Consider the following 16,366-nt stretch of genomic DNA (forward strand, 5'->3'; position numbering starts at 1 on the left):
TCCACGAAAGAGAGTTTGCCATGCTCCCCGACCTCCGTCTCGGCTACCTGGTCTTCGAAGTGCGCCGCCCTGCGCGATGGGCGGACTTCTGCCGTCACATGCTCGCCCTGCCCGCCCCGGTGGACAACACCGACGGCAGCCGCGGCTGGCAGTTGGACGAGGCGGCCCAGCGCCTGATCGTTCGTGCCGGGCCGGCCGACGACCTCGGCGCGCTGGGCCTGGAATGTGCCGAGGAAGCTGTGCTGGAGCGCCTGCTCGCCCGCCTGCACCATGCCGGCGTGGCCGTGTCGCGCGCCGATGCCGCCCTGCACGAGGCGCGCCGCGTGCAACGCCTGCACTGCTGCACCGACCCGGCCGGCAACACGATCGAGCTCTTCACCGGCCTCGCCGGTGCGGCCACGTCCTTCACCTCGGAGGGCTTCCCCGAAGGCTTCCGCACCGGCGAGCTGGGCCTGGGCCACGCGGTGCTGATTTCGCACGACCTGGCGGCGATGGAAGACTTCTACCGCCTGCTGGGCTTCGGCGTGACGGAACGGCTGGCGACCCGTGTCGGGCCGATCGACATCCGCGGCACCTTCCTGCACTGCAACCGCCGCCACCACTCGATCGCGCTGTTCGACATGCCCCTGTCCAAGCGAATCCATCATTTCATGTTGCAGGCCGGGCGCCTGAGCGACATCGGTATCGCCTTCGAACGGGCGCAGCGCCACAAAGTGCCGCTCTCGCTCGAGCTGGGCCAGCACCCCGACCCCGACGGTACTTTCTCCTTTTACGGCGCCACGCCCTCGGGCTTCGACTTCGAGATCGGCGCCGGCACGCGGACCATCGAGCCCGAAGGCTGGGACACGCAGACCACCAGCATCACCAGCAGCTGGGGCCACAAGCCGCGCCTGCGCCTGCAGCTCAAGATGGCGGCCGGCCTGATCGCGCAGAAACTCTCGCGCACGCCGCGACAGCGCGCGAAGGAGGCGGCATGAAACGCGCGCCCGTCGCCGAACGCGGAGCTACTCCAGTGGGCCGATGGATTCGGCGCACCGTCATCGCGCTTGTCGCCGTGGCACTGCTCGCCGCCGCAGCGCTCTTCGCCGGCGACCGGCTGGCACGCAGCAAGATGCAGCGCCACATCGATGTCGCCGTGCAGCCCGTGCCGCTGCGCGACGACGCCACGGCGATCGAGCGCGGACGCTATCTCTTCGCCTCGCGCGGCTGCGTCGACTGCCACGGCGCCCAGGGCAACGGCCGCACCTTCCTCGACGACGGCAAGGGCATGCGAATCGCCGGCCCCGACATCAGCCCTGCCCCCGGCAGCGCCGTGGCGGGCTACAGGCCGGAGGACTGGGTGCGCGCCATCCGTCACGGCATCGCCCCCGGGGGCCGGCCGCTGATGGTGATGCCCAGCGATGACTACAACCGCCTGACCGACCAGGACCTGGCCTCGCTGGTCGCCTACATCCGCCATCTGCCACCTGCGCAGGGCGCGGCCGCGGTGGTGGAACTGTCCCTGCCGGTGCGGGCGCTCTACGGCTTCGGCGTCATCCGGGACGCCGCCTCGAAGATCGACCACACCTTGCCGCCGGCCCGGCCGGTGGCCGAGGGCGTGAACGTGCAGCACGGCGCCTATGTGGCCAACATGTGCCTGGGCTGCCACGGCGCGAAGCTCGAGGGGGGCAAGATCCCGGGTGGCCCGCCGGACTGGCCGGCCGCCGCGAAGCTCACGCCCGGCGAAGGCGACGCGATGGCGCGCTATGCCGATGCGGAGTCCTTCGCGCGCATGTTCAAGACCGGCCAGCGGCCCGACGGTACGCCGATCAAGGTCATGCCCTTCGAATCCCTCGCCGCGATGAACGATACCGACGTGCGCGCGCTCTACCTGTACCTGAAGAGCCTCCCGCCGGCGCCTGCCCGCTGAGACAGGCAAAGGCGCGGGAGGGCGCCCATTGTTTCGGTGCGTGCAAAAGCGAGTTGACGGCGATCGCCTTTTTCGCACGCCCCCGAACTCCTAGACTGCCTGCAATACGCAGCCATCCCGGAGTCATCATGTCCCCCTCCCATGCCGCACACGGCGCACACGGCGCACATGCCACGACGGCATTGGCGCGGACGGCACGCTCCTCCCTGCGAACCTGGGAAGCCAGGACCGGGCACGTCGTGCGGGTGCGCCCCATCACCTCGGCCGACTTCGAACTGGAGCGCGACTTCGTGCACGGCCTGTCCCGCAAGGCGGGCTACCAGCGCCTGATGAACCCGCGCACGCCCAGCCTCGACGAACTCCGGCGCTGGACCGACATCGACCCCGCGCGGGAAGACGCCTTGATCGCGACCACCCTGACGAACGGTGCCGAGCGGCAGATCGGCGTCGCGCGCTACGCCCTCGAAGCCGGTGACGGCGACGCCGACTTCGCCATCGTCGTCGCGGATGCCTGGCAGGGCAACGGCGTCGGCCGCCAGCTTCTTGCCTGCCTGATCGAACGCGCGCGGGACGCCGGCGTGAGGCGGCTCGTCGGGACCACCTTGTCGGAGAACCGAGGCATGCTGGCCCTGGCACAAAGCCTCGGATTCAAGCGCGCGCGCATGCCGGGCGCGGCCATCTACACGCTGCTCACATTGGATCCGTCCTCGCAACCCCGCAAAAGCAGTTGACAGGCCCCGCCGGGCCCACGAACGCCACCGGAAAGACCCAGGTTCCGGCTTCCGCCATCCGGCCCTACGATGAGACCTTCGCCCGATGGAGGAACCCGCGATGAGCAACGAACTGCGCCGCAAGCTGCACGACCTGCAGGAGCTGTCCAACAACGCGCCCGATCCCGCCACCCGCGCCATCATCGAGGCGCTGCGGCTTCAGACGGCGGTGCTCAACGAGCGCCTGTTCGCCATCGAGCTGCTGCTGAACGAACAGCTCAAGCACGACGGCGTGCAGCGCAGCGCGTCCTGACGCGCGGTGGGGCGGTCAATGCGCCGCCGCGCGGCGCTTGCGCGTGGCGGCCGCCTTCTTGGCGGAGGCTGATCGCGCCGCGGCGCTGCGCTTGGCGGAGGCTGCGCCGCCCAGATGGCCACCCTTGCGCGAAGGTGCATGGTTCTCGGCCTTGCCGCGTCCCGAGCCGGTCTTCTTGCCGCCGCCGGTTTCCTTGTTCACCGTGGCCCATGCGCGGCGCTCGGCCTCTTTCTCGCCGACGCCTCGCTTCTCGTAGCCTTCCTCGATGTGCTCGGCCTGCCGCTTCTGCTTGTCCGTGTAGGAGGACTTGTCACCTCTGGGCATGGTTGCTCCTTGGATGAATGGGTTCGACGATTCATGGTGCGTCCGGGATCCGCCGCACGGGTAGGAAGGTGCAAACGCCCTTCGTCAGTGCGGTCCCGCGACGGTGGATCAGTTGTCGCGCTTTTCACGTTCCACGCGCTCGGCCTCTTCCGTCTGCGCCGCATCGGTGCCGATGTCGGGCGTGCCCGGGTAGCCGGATGGGTCGTACAGTCGCCGGCCCATGCGGCTGCCGTGCAGCGGATCGTCCTGCCCGAGGGCACGGTTCTGTTCGATGTTGCGGCCGGAGGCGTCGCCGCGGTCGCCGAGCCGGGCTTCGTTTTCGCCCAGGGGGCCTGGCGGCCCCGGTTGAGGATGGGCTTGGGGATCGGTCATGGGAAAACTCCTTTTTTCGTTCACCGCTCGACCTTGACGCTCCCGTGCGCGCGCGCCGCAGGCTGGCAGTCCGCTTCGCCGTAGGCCATTTCTCGCGCGAGGACCGCATGGCCTAGGCGCCGCTTCCTACAGGCGCGTGCCGCCCCGCACCCTAGCTTGAAGGCATCAATCCCACACGAGGAGTGCCCATGAGCACCAAATCCACCACCGAACCGTTCCCCTTTCCGACCTCGGAGAAGCATGACGCACCGGCCGAGCCTGAGAAACCGGTGAAGGAAGAACCCACCGAAGAGGCGCTGGACAACGGCGTCGAAGAGTCCTTTCCCGCCAGCGACCCGGTGTCGGTGACGGTGGACAAGGTCGTCACCCCGAAGAAGGACAAGGAATAGCCCGCATCGCCCACGGTTGCGATGCGCGCATCGACTCCAGCCGCCACCAGGGCGGCAACAGCGCGCGGATTTCGCGGCGCGCGAAGCGGTCGTCGAGCAGGTAGAGCACGCCCGCATCCTGCTCGCTGCGGATGACCCGTCCCGCCGCCTGCACCACCTTCTGCAGCCCGGGATAGACATAGGTGTACGCATAGCCGTCGCCGAACATCGCCTGCATGCGCTCGCGCATGCACTCGTTGGCGGCATCGTGCTGCGGCAGCCCCAGGCTGGCGACGAAGGCGCCCACCAGCCGGTCGCCCGGCAGGTCGATGCCTTCGCCGAAGGGCCCGCCCAGCACCGCGAAGCCGATGCCCCGGCCCCCGGACGAAAAGCGCGCCACGAAGGCCTCGCGCTCGCTCTCGCGCATGCCGCGCGACTGGGTCCACGCGGGCACCTCGGGGTGGGCCTGCGTGAAGGCCTCCAGGGCGCTGCGCAAATAGTCGAAGCTGCTGAAGAAGGCCAGGTAGTTGCCCGGCTGCGCCGCGTACTGGTCCGCGATGATGCGCACCACCCTGTCCAGCGAGCGCGCCCGGTCGCGCCAACGCGTGGACACATCGGTCGCGATGCGCACGCTCAGCTGATCGCCGCGGAAGGGCGAGCCCACGTCCAGCGTGGCGGTGGTCTCGGGCAGCCCCAACGTGTCGCGGTAGAAGCCGAAGGGCGCCAGGGTGCCCGAGAAGCAGGTGGTGCTGAGGCTGTCTTCGAAGCGTGGCGCCAGGAAGGGCGCGGGCACCAGGTTGCGAATGGCCAGCGCGTCCTCGGCCAGCAAGGACTCGAACACCGAGTGCGCACCGAAGGAATCGGCCAGCCGCGCGAAATGCGCCAAGTCGAAGAAGCACTGCTGCAGCGGCTCCTGCGCCTCCATCGGATGCGCGGCGAAGTGGTCGCCCAGGGCGGCCAGTGTGTCCTGCAGCGCGCGCGCCAGGCCGGCGGGGAGCGTGTCGTGCGCGCGGTAGTCCTCGGTCTGCGTCTGCTGGACCCGACGCCATTCGCGCCGCAGCCGCGTCAGGGCCCTGCGGATCATCGGCGGTGCCTTGCGCCGGACGGCGCCGATGGCGGCTTCTTCCAGCCGCGCGCTGTACATGCCGCGCGCCCGCTCCAGCAGGTTGTGCGCCTCATCCACCAGCACCGCGGCGCGCCAGCCTTCGTCGCGCGCCAGCGCCCACAGGAAGGCGCTGCCGTCGAAGTAATAGTTGTAGTCGCCGACGATGGCATCGGACCAGCGCGCCATTTCCTGCGCCAGGAAATAGGGGCAGACCTCGTGCGAGAGCGCGATGCGCCGCAGCGCCGCACGGTCCAGCCACGCGGCCTCCGCTGCCTCGGCTCGGGCCGCCGGCAACCGGTCGTAGAAGCCCTTGGCCAGCGGGCAGGAGTCGCCGTGGCAACTCTTGTCCGGATGCTCGCAGGCCTTCTCGCGCGCCGTCAGCTCCAGCACCCGCAACGGCGTGCCTTCGCCCGCCAGCCGGCGCAGCCCATCGAGCGCGATCGCGCGGCCCGAGGTCTTGGCCGTGAGGAAAAACAGCTTGTCGACGCGCTGCCGGTCCCAGGCCTTGAAGAGCGGGAACAGGGTGGCGAGCGTCTTCCCGATGCCGGTGGGCGCCTGGGCCAGCAGGCAGCGGCCGGCGAGCGCGACACGGTACACGGCCTCGGCCAGGTCGCGCTGGCCAGGGCGGAAGGCCGCATGCGGGAAGGCCAGTGCAGGCAGCGCCGCATTGCGCGCGGCACGGTGTGCGGCCTCCTGCTCGGCCCAGCCCAGGAAGCGGCCGCACAGTGCCTCGAAGTGCGCGCGCAGGTCGTCACGGCGCCAGTGCTCGGTGAGCACGGATTCCTCGTCGCTGCCCAGTTCCAGGTAGACGAGCGCGGCTTCGATGTCGTCGAGGCCGCGCGCCTCGCACAGCATCCAGGCATAGCAGCGCGCCTGCGCCCAATGCAGCGCACGGTGATTCGCGCGCACCGAATCGAGCTCGCCGCGGAAGGTCTTGATCTCTTCCAGCCGGCCGCGCTGCGGATCGAAGCCGTCGGCACGCCCCCGCACCAAGAGGCGGCCGAAGCGCGCGCGCAACGCGATCTCGCTCTCGTAGCCTGCACCGCGCCGCGCCTGCACCAGGCGGTGGCCGGCCACGCCTTCCTGCGCGCTGGGCGCGGGCGCAAAGCGCAGATCGAGGTCGCCCGCCCGGGCGGCGAAGGCGCACAGGGTCTTGACCGAGACCGTGAGCCCGGTCTCGGACCCATCAGGCGAAGGCTCAGATGCGGAAGGCGGCGTGTCGACAGGCATGAGGTGCTCTGAATGAATATACAGGCGCCACCGGGCGCAGCCGCGTCCTACAACCGCCGCCATGGGGCACGGACAGGCAAGGCCATCGCCGCTTCCTACCTTGGTCTTTACCAATCTCGCACTGGAGCTCTCGATGGATGCATCCGACCCCACCCGTGCCGCGGCGCAGTATCTGCAAACGCATGGCCTGGTGCTCGTCACGGCGGAGTCCTGCACGGCCGGACTGATCGCCTCGCGCCTGGCCGCGGTGCCCGGCGCCGGCCAGGTGCTGGAATCGGCCTTCGTGGTGTACGACCCCGGCGCCAAGCAACGCCATCTGGGCGTCAAGCAGAGCACCCTGGAGCGCTTCAATCTCACCAGCGAGCCGGTCGCCCTGGAGATGGCGCGCGGCGCGCTGCAGCGCAGCGATGCCGGCGTGGCCGTCTCGAACACCGGCGTGGCCGACGATGCCGATCCGAAGGTGCCCGCCGGCACACAGTGCTTCGGCTGGGCCTTCCGGGAAGGCCATCGCATTCAGGTCTTTACCGAGACGAAGCGCTTCGAGGGCGACCGCAACAGGATCCGCGAAGCCGCGGCCGACTATGCGCTCCAGCGCATCGAGCACTACCACCGGCGTTTCAAGGCCTGACGAAAGCCGAAGGACGGTGGATCAGGCCACCGAGACCACCAGCAAGGCCAGCGAGGCCGCCGCCATCGCGGCGGTCGCCAGCCAGCCGAGCAGCTTCCACTTGCGCGACAGCGGCATGTCGCCCATGACCTTGCGGCTGCCGGCCGCGATCATCACGGCCACCATGACCGGCACGGAGATCACCGCGTTGACCACCGCCGACCAGTAGAGCGCCGAGATCGGGTTCACCCCGGAGATGCCGATCACCACCCCGATGGCCATGGCCACCGCCAGGATGCCGTAAAAGCTGCGGGCCTTGGCCAGCGGCAGGTTCAGCCCGCGGCGCACGTGGAAGTAGCTGGCCACCGCGTCGGCCGCCGAACCGGCCAGCACCGGCAGGGCCAGCAGGCCGGTGCCGATCACACCCAGCGCGAACAGCAGGAATGCCGCATCCCCCGCCAGCGGGCGCAGCGCCGCCGCGGCCTGCGCGGTGGTCTGGATGTCCGTGTGGCCCTTGGCATGCAGTGTGGCCGCGGTGGCGGTGATCATGAAGAAGGCGATCAGGTTGGAGAACCCCATTCCGACCGCGGTGTCGACACGCAGGCGGCGCAACTGCCGCCGCGCCTGCTCGGGTGCGACGCGCAGCGGATGGTCGTCCGGCACGCGACGGATTTCCTCGACCTCCTGGGCCGCCTGCCAGAAGAAGAGATAGGGGCTGATGGTGGTCCCCAGAATCGCCACCACCGTGGTCACGTTCTCCTTGTTCCACGCGAAGGAGGGCAGCAGCAGGCCCCGCAGCGCAGCCGGCCAGTCCACGTCCACCGCAAAGACCACGCCGACGTAGGCGAACAGCGAGAGCGTCAGCCACTTGAGCACCCGCACGTATCTGTCGTAGGGCAGAAACACCTGCAGCAGCAGCGACAGCACGCCGAAGCCGATGGCGTACCAGGCCGCATGCCCGTGCAGCACCATCGCCGCCGCATCGCCCATCGCGTTCAGGTCCGCGCCCAGGTTGATCACGTTGGCGATGAGCAGGAGCAGCACCAGCACCGCCACCAGCCAGCGCGGGCAGAAGCGGATGAAGGCCTCGACCAGATTGCGGCCCGTGACGCGCCCGATGCGCGCGCTCGCGAGCTGGATGCCCACCATCAGCGGGTAGGTGAAGAGCAGCGTGCCGCCCACGCCGTAGCCGAGCTGCGCACCGGCCTGCGAGTAGGTGGCGATGCCGCTCGGATCGTCGTCGGCCGCACCGGTGATCAGGCCGGGGCCGAGCTTGGACCACCACCGTTGCGGAACCTCGGCGTCCGTGCTTCCGGGAGCGGTCTGGGGCGGCGTGCGCATAGAGCAACGTATGTGTGTCTCCAAGTATCCAGCGTCGTGGCCGGGCCGGTTGCGGCGCGCAGGCGCGAGCCGCTTCTCATTGTGGGAGTTGGTCGAGTCCGCGCGCGGCATGCGGCTTCGGACGACATGCGCCCGCGAGCCGGCTCCCTACGGTGGAGCCGTCACCACCCCTTTCACACACTCTCATCACCAGGAGCTCCCCATGCCCACCACCACCCGGCAGCCGCCTTCCACCACCGAAGCGAGCGAGGTCGCCGCGCAGCAGCGCAAGCTCCAGCGGGAGCAGGACGCCAAGGATCGCGCCGCGGGCGACGCCAAGCCCAGCAAGGCGCCGGTCCAGGCCGGGCATCGCCCCGAGCCGGAAAACCCGATGCCGGCCCAGCATCTCAAGAAGCCCGGCCTGGAGGCCGAGATGGACCTGCAGCCGCGCTTCCAGGCCTCCGGCTACCTGGGCAGCGGCAAGCTCGACGGCATGGTGGCGCTGGTCACCGGCGGCGACTCCGGCATCGGCCGCGCGGTCGCGCTGCTCTATGCGCGCGAGGGCGCCGACCTCGCCATCGTGTACTTGCCCGACGAGCAGGTCGATGCCGAAGAGACGCGGCGCTGCATCCATGAAGAGGGCCGGCACTGCGTGCTGATCCCCGGCGACGTGCGCGATCCGGCGTTCTGCCAGCGCGCCGTGAAAGAAACCATCGATGCCTTCGGCAAACTCGACATCCTGGTCAACAACGCCGCGTTCCAGCTGCATGCCGCCAGCATCGAGGACATCACCGACGAGCGGCTGGACCTGACGTTCAAGACCAACATCTACGGCTATTTCCAGATGGCGCGCGCCGCAGTGCCGCACCTGCCGAGCGGCGGTTCGATCATCAATACCGGCTCCGTCACCGGCCTGGAAGGCAGCAGCCACCTGCTCGACTATTCGACCACCAAGGGCGCCATCCACGCCTTCACCAAGTCGCTGGCGAGCAATCTGCTGGACAAGGGCATCCGCGTCAACGCGGTTGCACCCGGGCCGGTGTGGACGCCGCTCAACCCGGCGGACAGCGCGCCGGAGAAGGTCAGGAACTTCGGCAAGAACACCGACATGAAGCGCCCGGCCCAGCCGGAGGAGCTGTCGCCGGCCTATGTGTTCCTGGCGGCGCCGTGCTGCGCGAGCTACATCACGGGCATCGTGCTGCCGATCACCGGGAGCGTGGGCGCAGTCTAGCTAGCGCGCGTGCCTGAGCGCGCGCCTGCGCTGCCGCGCGCTCTTGTGCTCCCGCCGGTACCAGTGCTGCGCCACCAGGTTGCCGAAGGCCAGCGCACCGAGCCACAGCACCTGTTTCAACAACCGGGCCTGGGCCCGCTCCACGCGCCGGTCGATCTCTTCCTGCGTGCGCGCGGTGAGGCCGATGCCGGCATCGTCGGGCACCGGCGCGGCAGCCGCGGCGGTGGCTGTTGCAGGGGTCGGGGCCGCCGTGGCCTCGTTCCCCTGCACGCGGTCCGTTCCTTCCTCGCTCTCCCGCGCGTGGACCTCCGTCGCCGCCACCGCCTTCACGCCCGAAGCCGAGCCGTGCGCGCCCGCATAGACCTTGGTGAACTCCGCGCCCAGCAGGAAGATCTGCGCCGCGTAGTACACCCAGGCCACCAGCAGCACCAGCGAACCGGCCGCCGCGAAGGATTCGTTCACGCCGCTCTTGCCCAGGTAGAGCCCGATGCCCAGCTTGCCGACCTCGAACAGCAGGGCCGTCACCAGGGCGCCGACCCAGACGTCGCGCCAGGCGATGCGCGCGGTGGGCATGAGCTTGTAGATCATCGCGAAGAGCAGGGTGACGATGCCCAGCGAGATGAGCACGTTCAGCCCCTGAAGCAGCAGTTCCCATCCCGGCATCAGGCCGCCGAACCACTGGCCGAAGGCCGCCAGGCCCGCGCTCACCACCAGCGACACCATCAACAGGAAGGCCAGGCCCAGGATCAGCCCGAAGGACAGCAGCCGCGCCTTCAGCACGGCCCACACGCCCGAGGGCTTCTGCCGCTCCGGAACGTGCCAGATGCGGTCCAGCGCGCTCTGCAGTTCGGCGAACACGGTGGTGGCGCCGACCAGCAGCACCACCGCGCTGATCAAGCCTGCGATCAGCCCCTTGTCGGGCTCGCTGACGCTGCGCAGCATGGCCTCGACCGCGACCGCCCCCTCCCGGCCGACCAGCCCCGAGACCTGCTCGACGATGCGCCCCTGCGCCGCCTCGCGGCCGAACAGCGCGCCCGCGACCGCGATCACGATCACCAGCAACGGGGCCAGCGAGAAGATGGTGTAGTAGGAGATGGCGGCGCCCATGCTCGGGGCGTAGTCGTCGATCCAGGCGCTGACGGACTGGCGGCAGAGAGAAAAGAGTTGCTTGGGTGTCATGGGGGTCTCGCGTGCTCTGTCAGTCAGTGACTCAGCAGACTGTCTACGCCCGCCGGCGCCGCATCGCCCACCAGCCCATCAGCGCCGCCGCCCCGAGCGCCGTGGCCGCCATGCCGGCCACCGCCGACGGCCGGCCGGCGAGCTTCGAAGCGCCGAAGCCGCCGTCGATCGCATGCCCCGCCGAAGGCAAGAACAAGTTGCCGTCGGTATGAGGCCGCGGCTCCGAACGTGCGAGGCTGCGCTCGGTCAGCCACATCATCGCGCGCGCCACCAGGTTCGGCGCCACGGCATGGGCCAGGATTCCGGAGCGCGCGCCGACGCCGACGTAGGTCGCACGCCGCGGCCGCCGCGCGATCGACAGCAGCACCTGCGCCACCCGCCGCGGATCGACCAGCCCCGGCGGCGGGCGAAGGCGGTGGTCGCTGTAGTTGGCCCCGTGCGTCACGCCGGGCGTGTCGACGAAGGTGGGATAGACCTCGCACACATGCACGTCCGGCACGCCGGCCAACTCGGCCCGCAGGGCCTCGGAAAAGCCGCGCAGGCCGAACTTGCTGGCGCTGTACGCCGCCGCATAGGGCGCGGGGATCCAGCCGCCCACCGAGATCATGTTGATCAGCGTGCCGCAGCGGCGCGCGCGGAAATGCGGCAGCACCGCATGGGCACCGTGCATGTGGCCCAGCAGGTTCGCCTCGACCACGCGGCGGTGCGCCTCGATGGGGGTCTGGTCGAACAAGCCGACGGCGCCGATGCCCACGTTGTTGATCCACACGTCGATCTGCCCGAAGCGCTCCAGGGCGGCATCCGCCAGGCGCTGCACGGCCCCCGGGTCGGTCACGTCGGTCGGCTGAACCAGAACGCGGGCGCCGGCCTCGCTGCACTCGGCCGCGACCACCTCCAGGGCCTCGCGATCGCGCGCCGCCAGTACCAGGTCGGCACCCTCCCCGGCAAACGCCAGTGCGGTCGCGCGACCGATGCCGCTGGAGGCCCCGGTCAAGACCACCACCGGTGACAGCTTGTAAGAGGCAGAAGGGGAAGAAGGCGTATCGAAGGGCATGGCAATCTCCAGCGACCGGATCAGTCGAGTTCGTTATCGGAGTTGCCGCTGCGCGCTCTCGTCGGCGCGGGCTCCGTCGCCATGTGGGCATTCGGATGACAAGCGGACCTGACGGAGAATCCGTGCCTCTACTCGTCAGTCATTCGCCCACGCCCATCCACATGAACATCCAGAAAGACGCCGTCGTCACCCTGCGCTACAAGGTCGCCGACGCCACCACCGGCAAACTCGTCGACGAAGGCAGCACGCCCATGGTTTACCTGCACGGCGGTTACGAGAACACCTTTCCCAAGATCGAGGCGGCCCTCGAAGGCAAGGCCGTGGGTTACCAGGCCACGCTGCACCTGAAACCCGAAGACGCCTTCGGCGAGCGGGACGAATCGCTGATGCGCACCATCCCGAAGAGCGACTTCCCGCCGGGCGTCAAGGTCGGCGGCCAGCTCGAAGGCCGCAACGACCAGGGGCAGCCCCAGGTCTACAACGTCGTGAAGATCAAGGGCCCGCAGGTCATCCTCGACGGCAATCACCCGCTGGCCGGCAAATCACTCAAGTTCAGCTTCACCGTGACGGGCGTGCGCACGGCCACGGCTGAAGAAATCGCCCATCGCCACGTGCATGGCGAGCACGGGCATCACCACTGAGGCTGATAGTCCCTGCGCAGGCGCAACCAGAGATAGCGCATCGCGAGGAGGCCGGCCATGGCGGTACTACCAGCCCTTCGCGAGCGAGGCCCGCACCAGCAGCGAAGCCGTGGGCCGGTCCTGGGGCCAGAGCTTGACCAGATCGGTGATGCGCTTGTCCTGCGGCACCAGCCCGTTGGGCCCGGCCGGTGAGGTGGGTGAGCCGGTGGCGACGCCGGTCTCGCGGGCTTGCGCCTCGGTCAGTTCCTTGTGCGCCGGCGGAACGATGGTGGGATCGAAGTCGGGGGGCGGGGTGGCGATAGGCATGGTGCAGGACTCCTTGGTCGCAGCCAAGATAGACCCGCGCGCCGCCGCGTCCCTGTAGGAAGGCGCCGTGGCGCCGGGCGGACGACGTCCGGGCTTCTTGTCAGACCCACCAGCGGCCGGCTGCCAGCGCCAGCAGCAGGGCCACGGGCCCGGTGATCTCGAGGGCACGCCAGGCCATCCAGGGCAACTCGACGGCGCCCGGCGCATTGCCCGCGGCGACCATGACCAGGAAGGCGAAAACGCCCAGCGCGTAGTAGCCCAGCACCGAGAGGAATGGCCGCGCTGCGAAGCGCCGAGTCCGGCGCGGCGGCGCCGGGTAGGTCAGCGGCAACGGCTGGGTGCGCATGGCCGCCCGGGCCAGCAGCCCGCCCTCGGGCCGCTCCCGTTCGCGGGCAGGGCTTTCTGGCGAAGAGGGCATGGCCATGATGTGGTGTCGGCGAGGAGAGGTTTCGCAGGACCCGTGTGTCTCCGGCCTGCTCAGTCACCGGGTCGCTGCCCGGCCGAGGCAAATTGTGCAGGGGCCGTGGCGCGTGCCATTGCGCGAACAGCGAGGGAATCGGGCCGCTCATCGTTCATCGTTTCAAGTGCGAGGCGACTGCGTCCACGCGCGGCTCAGCCGGCTCAGCCGCAGCCGGCCGGCGCCTGCACGTACCAGCGACCGCCCTCGCCTTGGTGGAGCGTCACGCGAGCGAAGAAATAGTCCCAGGCAAAGCCGATGTCGCGCTGGTCGCCCGTGCTGATGGCGCGCAGGTTGAACATGCCGCCGAAGGCCGCGCGCCCCGCGCCGATGTGCGCACCGGGCGCGGCGCTGACGCGGGTGCAGGCAGGCGGCGGCGGTGGGGGTGGCGGAGGAGGCGGCGGCGCGGTCCCGCCCTCGGCCACGTGGCGCGAGAAGAAATCCCACACGATGTCCGGGTAGCTGGGCCCGCGCTGCAATGCCCACTTGCCGTCGCGGCCCTGCGCGCCGCCGATCCAGTAGTGGCCATGGTCGGTATCGCCCGGGTCGGGCGTGGCGGTGGGCCCGTCGTAGAACACGGTCTCGACCAGCGAGCGGCTGCCGGCCCGCGCATCGACCGTGTAGAAGCTGTGCTGGCATCCGTAGCCGCTGCCGTTGACCGGCGTGCAGGCGCGCTGCTGCGCCAGCGCCTCGGCCGGCGTGTCGTGGCCGGCGTCGCCGTTGAGCTGCAGCTGCGCATCGCGCAGGTTGCGGCCGGCGGGCTGGACCACGGTGCAGTCGGCGTTGTTCTGCAGCACCATCAGCGGGATCGGGTAGGCGGCGTTGCGCTCGGCCCGCATGTCCGACACCACCCGGCTCACGGCATGGAAGGTGGCGCTGCCCGGGCAGCCGGAGAAGGACACCGAGGCCGCATCCTCGCCATAGGGCAGGCCCGAGGCGCTGGCCGCCGCGGCGAAGTACTCGTTGTGCGTGACCGATAGCACCACCGCCATCGCGCCGCCGGACGACAGCCCGGTCACGTAGCGTCGCTTCGGGTCGACGGCGAAGCGCCCTTCCACCTGCCGCCCGATCTGGTGCAGGTCCTCCGGCTCGCCGCGGCCCTGGTGCCGGTGCGGGTCGAGCCAGAAGCCCCAGCAATTGGTGTTGCGCAGGCCGTCGTAGCTGGTGATGAAGGGCGCGACGAGGATGAAGCCGAGGCGATCGGCCGCCGCCGTGAGGCCCCAGTCGCGCAGCACGTCGTCGTGCGTCTGCTGGCAGCCATGCAGCACCATGACCATCGGCGCCGGCCCGGCCAGGCCGTCGGGCACATAGACCTTGTACTGGCGCTCGCGCGAGCCCGCGTAGCTCTGGGCGGGGAGGGTGAAGGAACTGGTGGTGCCGGCGTCGGCGGGCAAAGCGGTGATGGCGAGCAGGAAAGCAGCGATCCTGCATAACAGGGGAAATGCCATGTGGACCGTCCTTCTCGTTGGGCAGCCGACTGTAACAACGCAGCAAAGGACGGGGCGGCACCTTCCACACTGTGTTGGCGTATTTTGTTCGCCAACAAGTTGATAAGACTCTCTTTTTTGTTCTCTTGCAGGGATTCAAATGATGCCATTTTGTATCCCCATGGGATAACATGTTGCCGCATTACGTCAGCCGATGGGAAAACAAATGTACCTTGCCCAACTTCGCCTCGAACAGGTCGACGCCGCCCTTGCCCCTTATCACGAGCTTCGGGAAATGCGGCCTCCAGGCGGCGGCTGGCTGCGGGCCGTGCGCGAGGCACTGGGCCTGACGGTCCGCCAGCAGGCCGCTCGCGTCGGAATTTCCGCGTCCAGCTTGCACAAGTCGGAACAGTCCGAAGCCGACGGGCGCATCTCTCTGGCGCAACTGCGCAAGCTGGCCGACGGCCTGGACTGCGAGGTCGTCTACGGCCTGGTGCCCCGCAAGCCGCTGACGGAGATGGTCGAGGAACAGGCGAATCGCATTGCCGCTTCCGAAGTCATGGGTGTAGCGCATTCGATGACCTTGGAAGACCAGCGGCCAAGTGAGCCGTACCTGCGCAGGCAGCTGGACCAGCGTCGCAACGAACTGCTCGCCGGCAAGCGGTCGAAGCTGTGGCGGTAGCGCTCCGGTACCAGGCGGGCCAGACGCCGCTCGACGCGGACGAGCTGGCCCAACTCATTCCGCGACATGTCGCGACACAGGGCCAACTCAACGAATGGGAACAGGCCAACATCGTCGAGGCGTTCCAGTGGCTCAAGCGCGGTCGACATGCCCCGGTATTGACCGAAGCCTTCTGCCGCGAGCTGCACAAGCGCATGTTCGCCAAGACTTGGAAGTGGGCGGGTGCCTTCCGACAATCAGACAAGAACATTGGCTGTGATTGGCGCCAGATTTCGACGAGGTTGCGCCAGCTGCTTGACAACACGCGCTTCTGGGTCGACGAGAAAGTGTTCCCGCTTGACGAGATCGCATTGCGCTTTCACCACCAGCTCGTGCTGGTTCATGCATTTCCAAACGGCAACGGCAGGCACTCGCGGCTGATGACTGATGCGCTGTTGAACGGGTTGGGCGGTCGTCCCTTCTCCTGGGGCAGCGGAGCCGATCTTGTCAGCGGCGGCGACGTCCGCAGCAACTACTTGCATGCCTTGCGGTCAGCCGATGGCGGCGACTACGGCAAGCTTGCGGCTTTCGTCCGGAGCTGAGCGTGCAGGGCGGCGGCGCGTCGGCTGCTTGAGCGTCTGCCGGATCAGCGCAGGCAGTTCGCCCGGATCGCTCGCGCGTAGCTGGCCTGCTTCTCCAGCGCTGCGATCTGCTGCACGGCGTCGCCCGGGGTCTCGCGCGGGGGCTCGAGTTGGAGTTCGCCACCAGGAAAGAGGATGAAGTGCTTCTTGTCCTGGGGACCGCCCGCGGGCCCCTGCACGCTGACATAGCCGCAGCCGACGCGGGTCTGCTTGCTGTACCAGACGTGCTCGAACCGCGCCGAGGCACCGTTGGCGAGCTGGGTCCGCACCGCGCCCTTCACGTCCTGCAGCGGGATCCAGTAGGTAGAGGCCCACCAGCCCGTCACGGCCACGGCGAACACGGCGATGGCGAATGCCACGGCCAGGAGGGCATGCACGCCCCGTGACTCGATCCAGGACCCTCCCGGGGGCCGACGCCCGACTCGCTCCTCAACCTGCTTCACATCCGTCGCCATGCAAACCCCTTCTCGCTCCAAGTAGCGCCCGAGTGTGAACGGTGCGGCGGCACCGG

General features: G+C 69.2%; 20 protein-coding genes. 10 read left to right on the plus strand and 10 right to left on the minus strand.

Annotated elements, in window-relative coordinates; all coding sequences use genetic code 11:
* Positions 1 to 20 precede the first annotated feature (20 nt).
* The 4 genes from ABEA07_RS28435 to ABEA07_RS28450 all read left to right on the plus strand — a co-directional run bounded on the left by ABEA07_RS28435 (position 21) and on the right by ABEA07_RS28450 (position 2,932).
* On the plus strand, positions 21 to 977 hold the full coding sequence (locus ABEA07_RS28435) for a VOC family protein (RefSeq protein ID WP_345542131.1): 957 nt from the start codon (positions 21 to 23) through the stop codon (positions 975 to 977).
* Positions 974 to 1,909 carry a c-type cytochrome gene (locus ABEA07_RS28440; RefSeq protein WP_345542132.1) on the plus strand — a complete coding sequence of 312 codons (936 nt, stop codon included), beginning with the start codon at positions 974 to 976 and terminating at the stop codon, positions 1,907 to 1,909. Before ABEA07_RS28435 ends, ABEA07_RS28440 begins: the two co-directional genes overlap by 4 nt.
* Positions 1,910 to 2,037: 128 nt before the next feature.
* Positions 2,038 to 2,640 carry a GNAT family N-acetyltransferase gene (locus ABEA07_RS28445; RefSeq protein WP_345542134.1) on the plus strand — a complete coding sequence of 201 codons (603 nt, stop codon included), beginning with the start codon at positions 2,038 to 2,040 and terminating at the stop codon, positions 2,638 to 2,640.
* A 100-nt stretch (positions 2,641 to 2,740) separates the two neighbouring features.
* The gene (locus ABEA07_RS28450; RefSeq protein WP_345542135.1) at positions 2,741 to 2,932 is read left to right on the plus strand and encodes a hypothetical protein; all 192 of its coding nucleotides are present in this window, start codon (positions 2,741 to 2,743) and stop codon (positions 2,930 to 2,932) included.
* A 15-nt stretch (positions 2,933 to 2,947) separates the two neighbouring features.
* On the opposite strand, the gene ABEA07_RS28455 is transcribed toward ABEA07_RS28450, so the two are convergent.
* Together ABEA07_RS28455 and ABEA07_RS28460 are read right to left on the minus strand one after the other, a co-directional pair.
* Positions 2,948 to 3,256 carry a plasmid stabilization protein gene (locus ABEA07_RS28455; protein ID WP_345542137.1) on the minus strand — a complete coding sequence of 103 codons (309 nt, stop codon included), beginning with the start codon at positions 3,254 to 3,256 and terminating at the stop codon, positions 2,948 to 2,950.
* A 108-nt stretch (positions 3,257 to 3,364) separates the two neighbouring features.
* Positions 3,365 to 3,628, minus strand: a complete 264-nt coding sequence (locus tag ABEA07_RS28460; RefSeq protein ID WP_345542138.1) for a hypothetical protein — start codon at positions 3,626 to 3,628, stop codon at positions 3,365 to 3,367.
* 188 nt (positions 3,629 to 3,816) lie between these two features.
* Here ABEA07_RS28460 and ABEA07_RS28465 point away from each other — a divergent pair, with 188 nt between their 5' ends.
* The gene (locus ABEA07_RS28465) at positions 3,817 to 4,017 is read left to right on the plus strand and encodes a hypothetical protein (protein WP_345542139.1); all 201 of its coding nucleotides are present in this window, start codon (positions 3,817 to 3,819) and stop codon (positions 4,015 to 4,017) included.
* Here ABEA07_RS28465 and ABEA07_RS28470 read toward each other — a convergent pair.
* Entirely contained in the window at positions 3,992 to 6,331 is a 2,340-nt protein-coding gene (locus ABEA07_RS28470) for a helicase C-terminal domain-containing protein (RefSeq protein ID WP_345542141.1), read from the minus strand. The two genes, ABEA07_RS28465 and ABEA07_RS28470, sit on opposite strands and share 26 nt — an antisense overlap.
* A gap of 133 nt (positions 6,332 to 6,464) precedes the next feature.
* Between ABEA07_RS28470 and ABEA07_RS28475 the strand changes: the two genes are divergently transcribed.
* Entirely contained in the window at positions 6,465 to 6,959 is a 495-nt protein-coding gene (locus ABEA07_RS28475) for a CinA family protein (RefSeq protein ID WP_345542143.1), read from the plus strand.
* A gap of 21 nt (positions 6,960 to 6,980) precedes the next feature.
* Here the strand turns inward: ABEA07_RS28475 and ABEA07_RS28480 are convergent, their stop codons facing one another.
* On the minus strand, positions 6,981 to 8,279 hold the full coding sequence (locus tag ABEA07_RS28480; RefSeq protein ID WP_345542145.1) for an NRAMP family divalent metal transporter: 1,299 nt from the start codon (positions 8,277 to 8,279) through the stop codon (positions 6,981 to 6,983).
* A 202-nt stretch (positions 8,280 to 8,481) separates the two neighbouring features.
* Here ABEA07_RS28480 and ABEA07_RS28485 point away from each other — a divergent pair, with 202 nt between their 5' ends.
* Entirely contained in the window at positions 8,482 to 9,489 is a 1,008-nt protein-coding gene (locus tag ABEA07_RS28485; protein ID WP_345542146.1) for an SDR family oxidoreductase, read from the plus strand.
* On the opposite strand, the gene ABEA07_RS28490 is transcribed toward ABEA07_RS28485, so the two are convergent.
* On the minus strand, positions 9,490 to 10,668 hold the full coding sequence (locus tag ABEA07_RS28490) for a YihY/virulence factor BrkB family protein (protein WP_345542148.1): 1,179 nt from the start codon (positions 10,666 to 10,668) through the stop codon (positions 9,490 to 9,492).
* Positions 10,669 to 10,711: 43 nt separating this feature from the next.
* Positions 10,712 to 11,722, minus strand: a complete 1,011-nt coding sequence (locus ABEA07_RS28495; RefSeq protein WP_345542149.1) for an SDR family oxidoreductase — start codon at positions 11,720 to 11,722, stop codon at positions 10,712 to 10,714.
* Positions 11,723 to 11,883: 161 nt separating this feature from the next.
* On the opposite strand from ABEA07_RS28495, the gene ABEA07_RS28500 reads away from it, so the two are divergent.
* Positions 11,884 to 12,363 (plus strand): FKBP-type peptidyl-prolyl cis-trans isomerase, encoded by a 480-nt coding sequence (locus tag ABEA07_RS28500; RefSeq protein WP_345542224.1) that lies wholly within the window; start codon positions 11,884 to 11,886, stop codon positions 12,361 to 12,363.
* A gap of 66 nt (positions 12,364 to 12,429) precedes the next feature.
* Here the strand turns inward: ABEA07_RS28500 and ABEA07_RS28505 are convergent, their stop codons facing one another.
* The 3 genes from ABEA07_RS28505 to ABEA07_RS28515 form a co-directional block, all read right to left on the minus strand.
* A complete protein-coding gene (locus ABEA07_RS28505; RefSeq protein WP_345542150.1) occupies positions 12,430 to 12,669 on the minus strand; it encodes a hypothetical protein in 240 nt (79 codons plus the stop codon).
* A gap of 100 nt (positions 12,670 to 12,769) precedes the next feature.
* On the minus strand, positions 12,770 to 13,093 hold the full coding sequence (locus ABEA07_RS28510; RefSeq protein ID WP_345542151.1) for a hypothetical protein: 324 nt from the start codon (positions 13,091 to 13,093) through the stop codon (positions 12,770 to 12,772).
* 197 nt (positions 13,094 to 13,290) lie between these two features.
* On the minus strand, positions 13,291 to 14,574 hold the full coding sequence (locus ABEA07_RS28515) for an extracellular catalytic domain type 1 short-chain-length polyhydroxyalkanoate depolymerase (protein ID WP_345542152.1): 1,284 nt from the start codon (positions 14,572 to 14,574) through the stop codon (positions 13,291 to 13,293).
* A gap of 205 nt (positions 14,575 to 14,779) precedes the next feature.
* On the opposite strand from ABEA07_RS28515, the gene ABEA07_RS28520 reads away from it, so the two are divergent.
* Both ABEA07_RS28520 and ABEA07_RS28525 read left to right on the plus strand, forming a co-directional pair.
* A complete protein-coding gene (locus ABEA07_RS28520; protein WP_345542154.1) occupies positions 14,780 to 15,235 on the plus strand; it encodes a mobile mystery protein A in 456 nt (151 codons plus the stop codon).
* Complete coding sequence (locus ABEA07_RS28525; protein WP_345542156.1) at positions 15,226 to 15,816, plus strand: mobile mystery protein B; 591 nt, start codon at positions 15,226 to 15,228, stop codon at positions 15,814 to 15,816. Before ABEA07_RS28520 ends, ABEA07_RS28525 begins: the two co-directional genes overlap by 10 nt.
* Positions 15,817 to 15,860: 44 nt before the next feature.
* On the opposite strand, the gene ABEA07_RS28530 is transcribed toward ABEA07_RS28525, so the two are convergent.
* The gene (locus ABEA07_RS28530; RefSeq protein ID WP_345542158.1) at positions 15,861 to 16,232 is read right to left on the minus strand and encodes a hypothetical protein; all 372 of its coding nucleotides are present in this window, start codon (positions 16,230 to 16,232) and stop codon (positions 15,861 to 15,863) included.
* Between the last annotated feature and the right edge of the window lie 134 nt (positions 16,233 to 16,366).

The sequence above is a fragment of the Variovorax defluvii genome, assembly GCF_039541515.1.
Lineage (GTDB): Bacteria > Pseudomonadota > Gammaproteobacteria > Burkholderiales > Burkholderiaceae_C > Variovorax > Variovorax defluvii.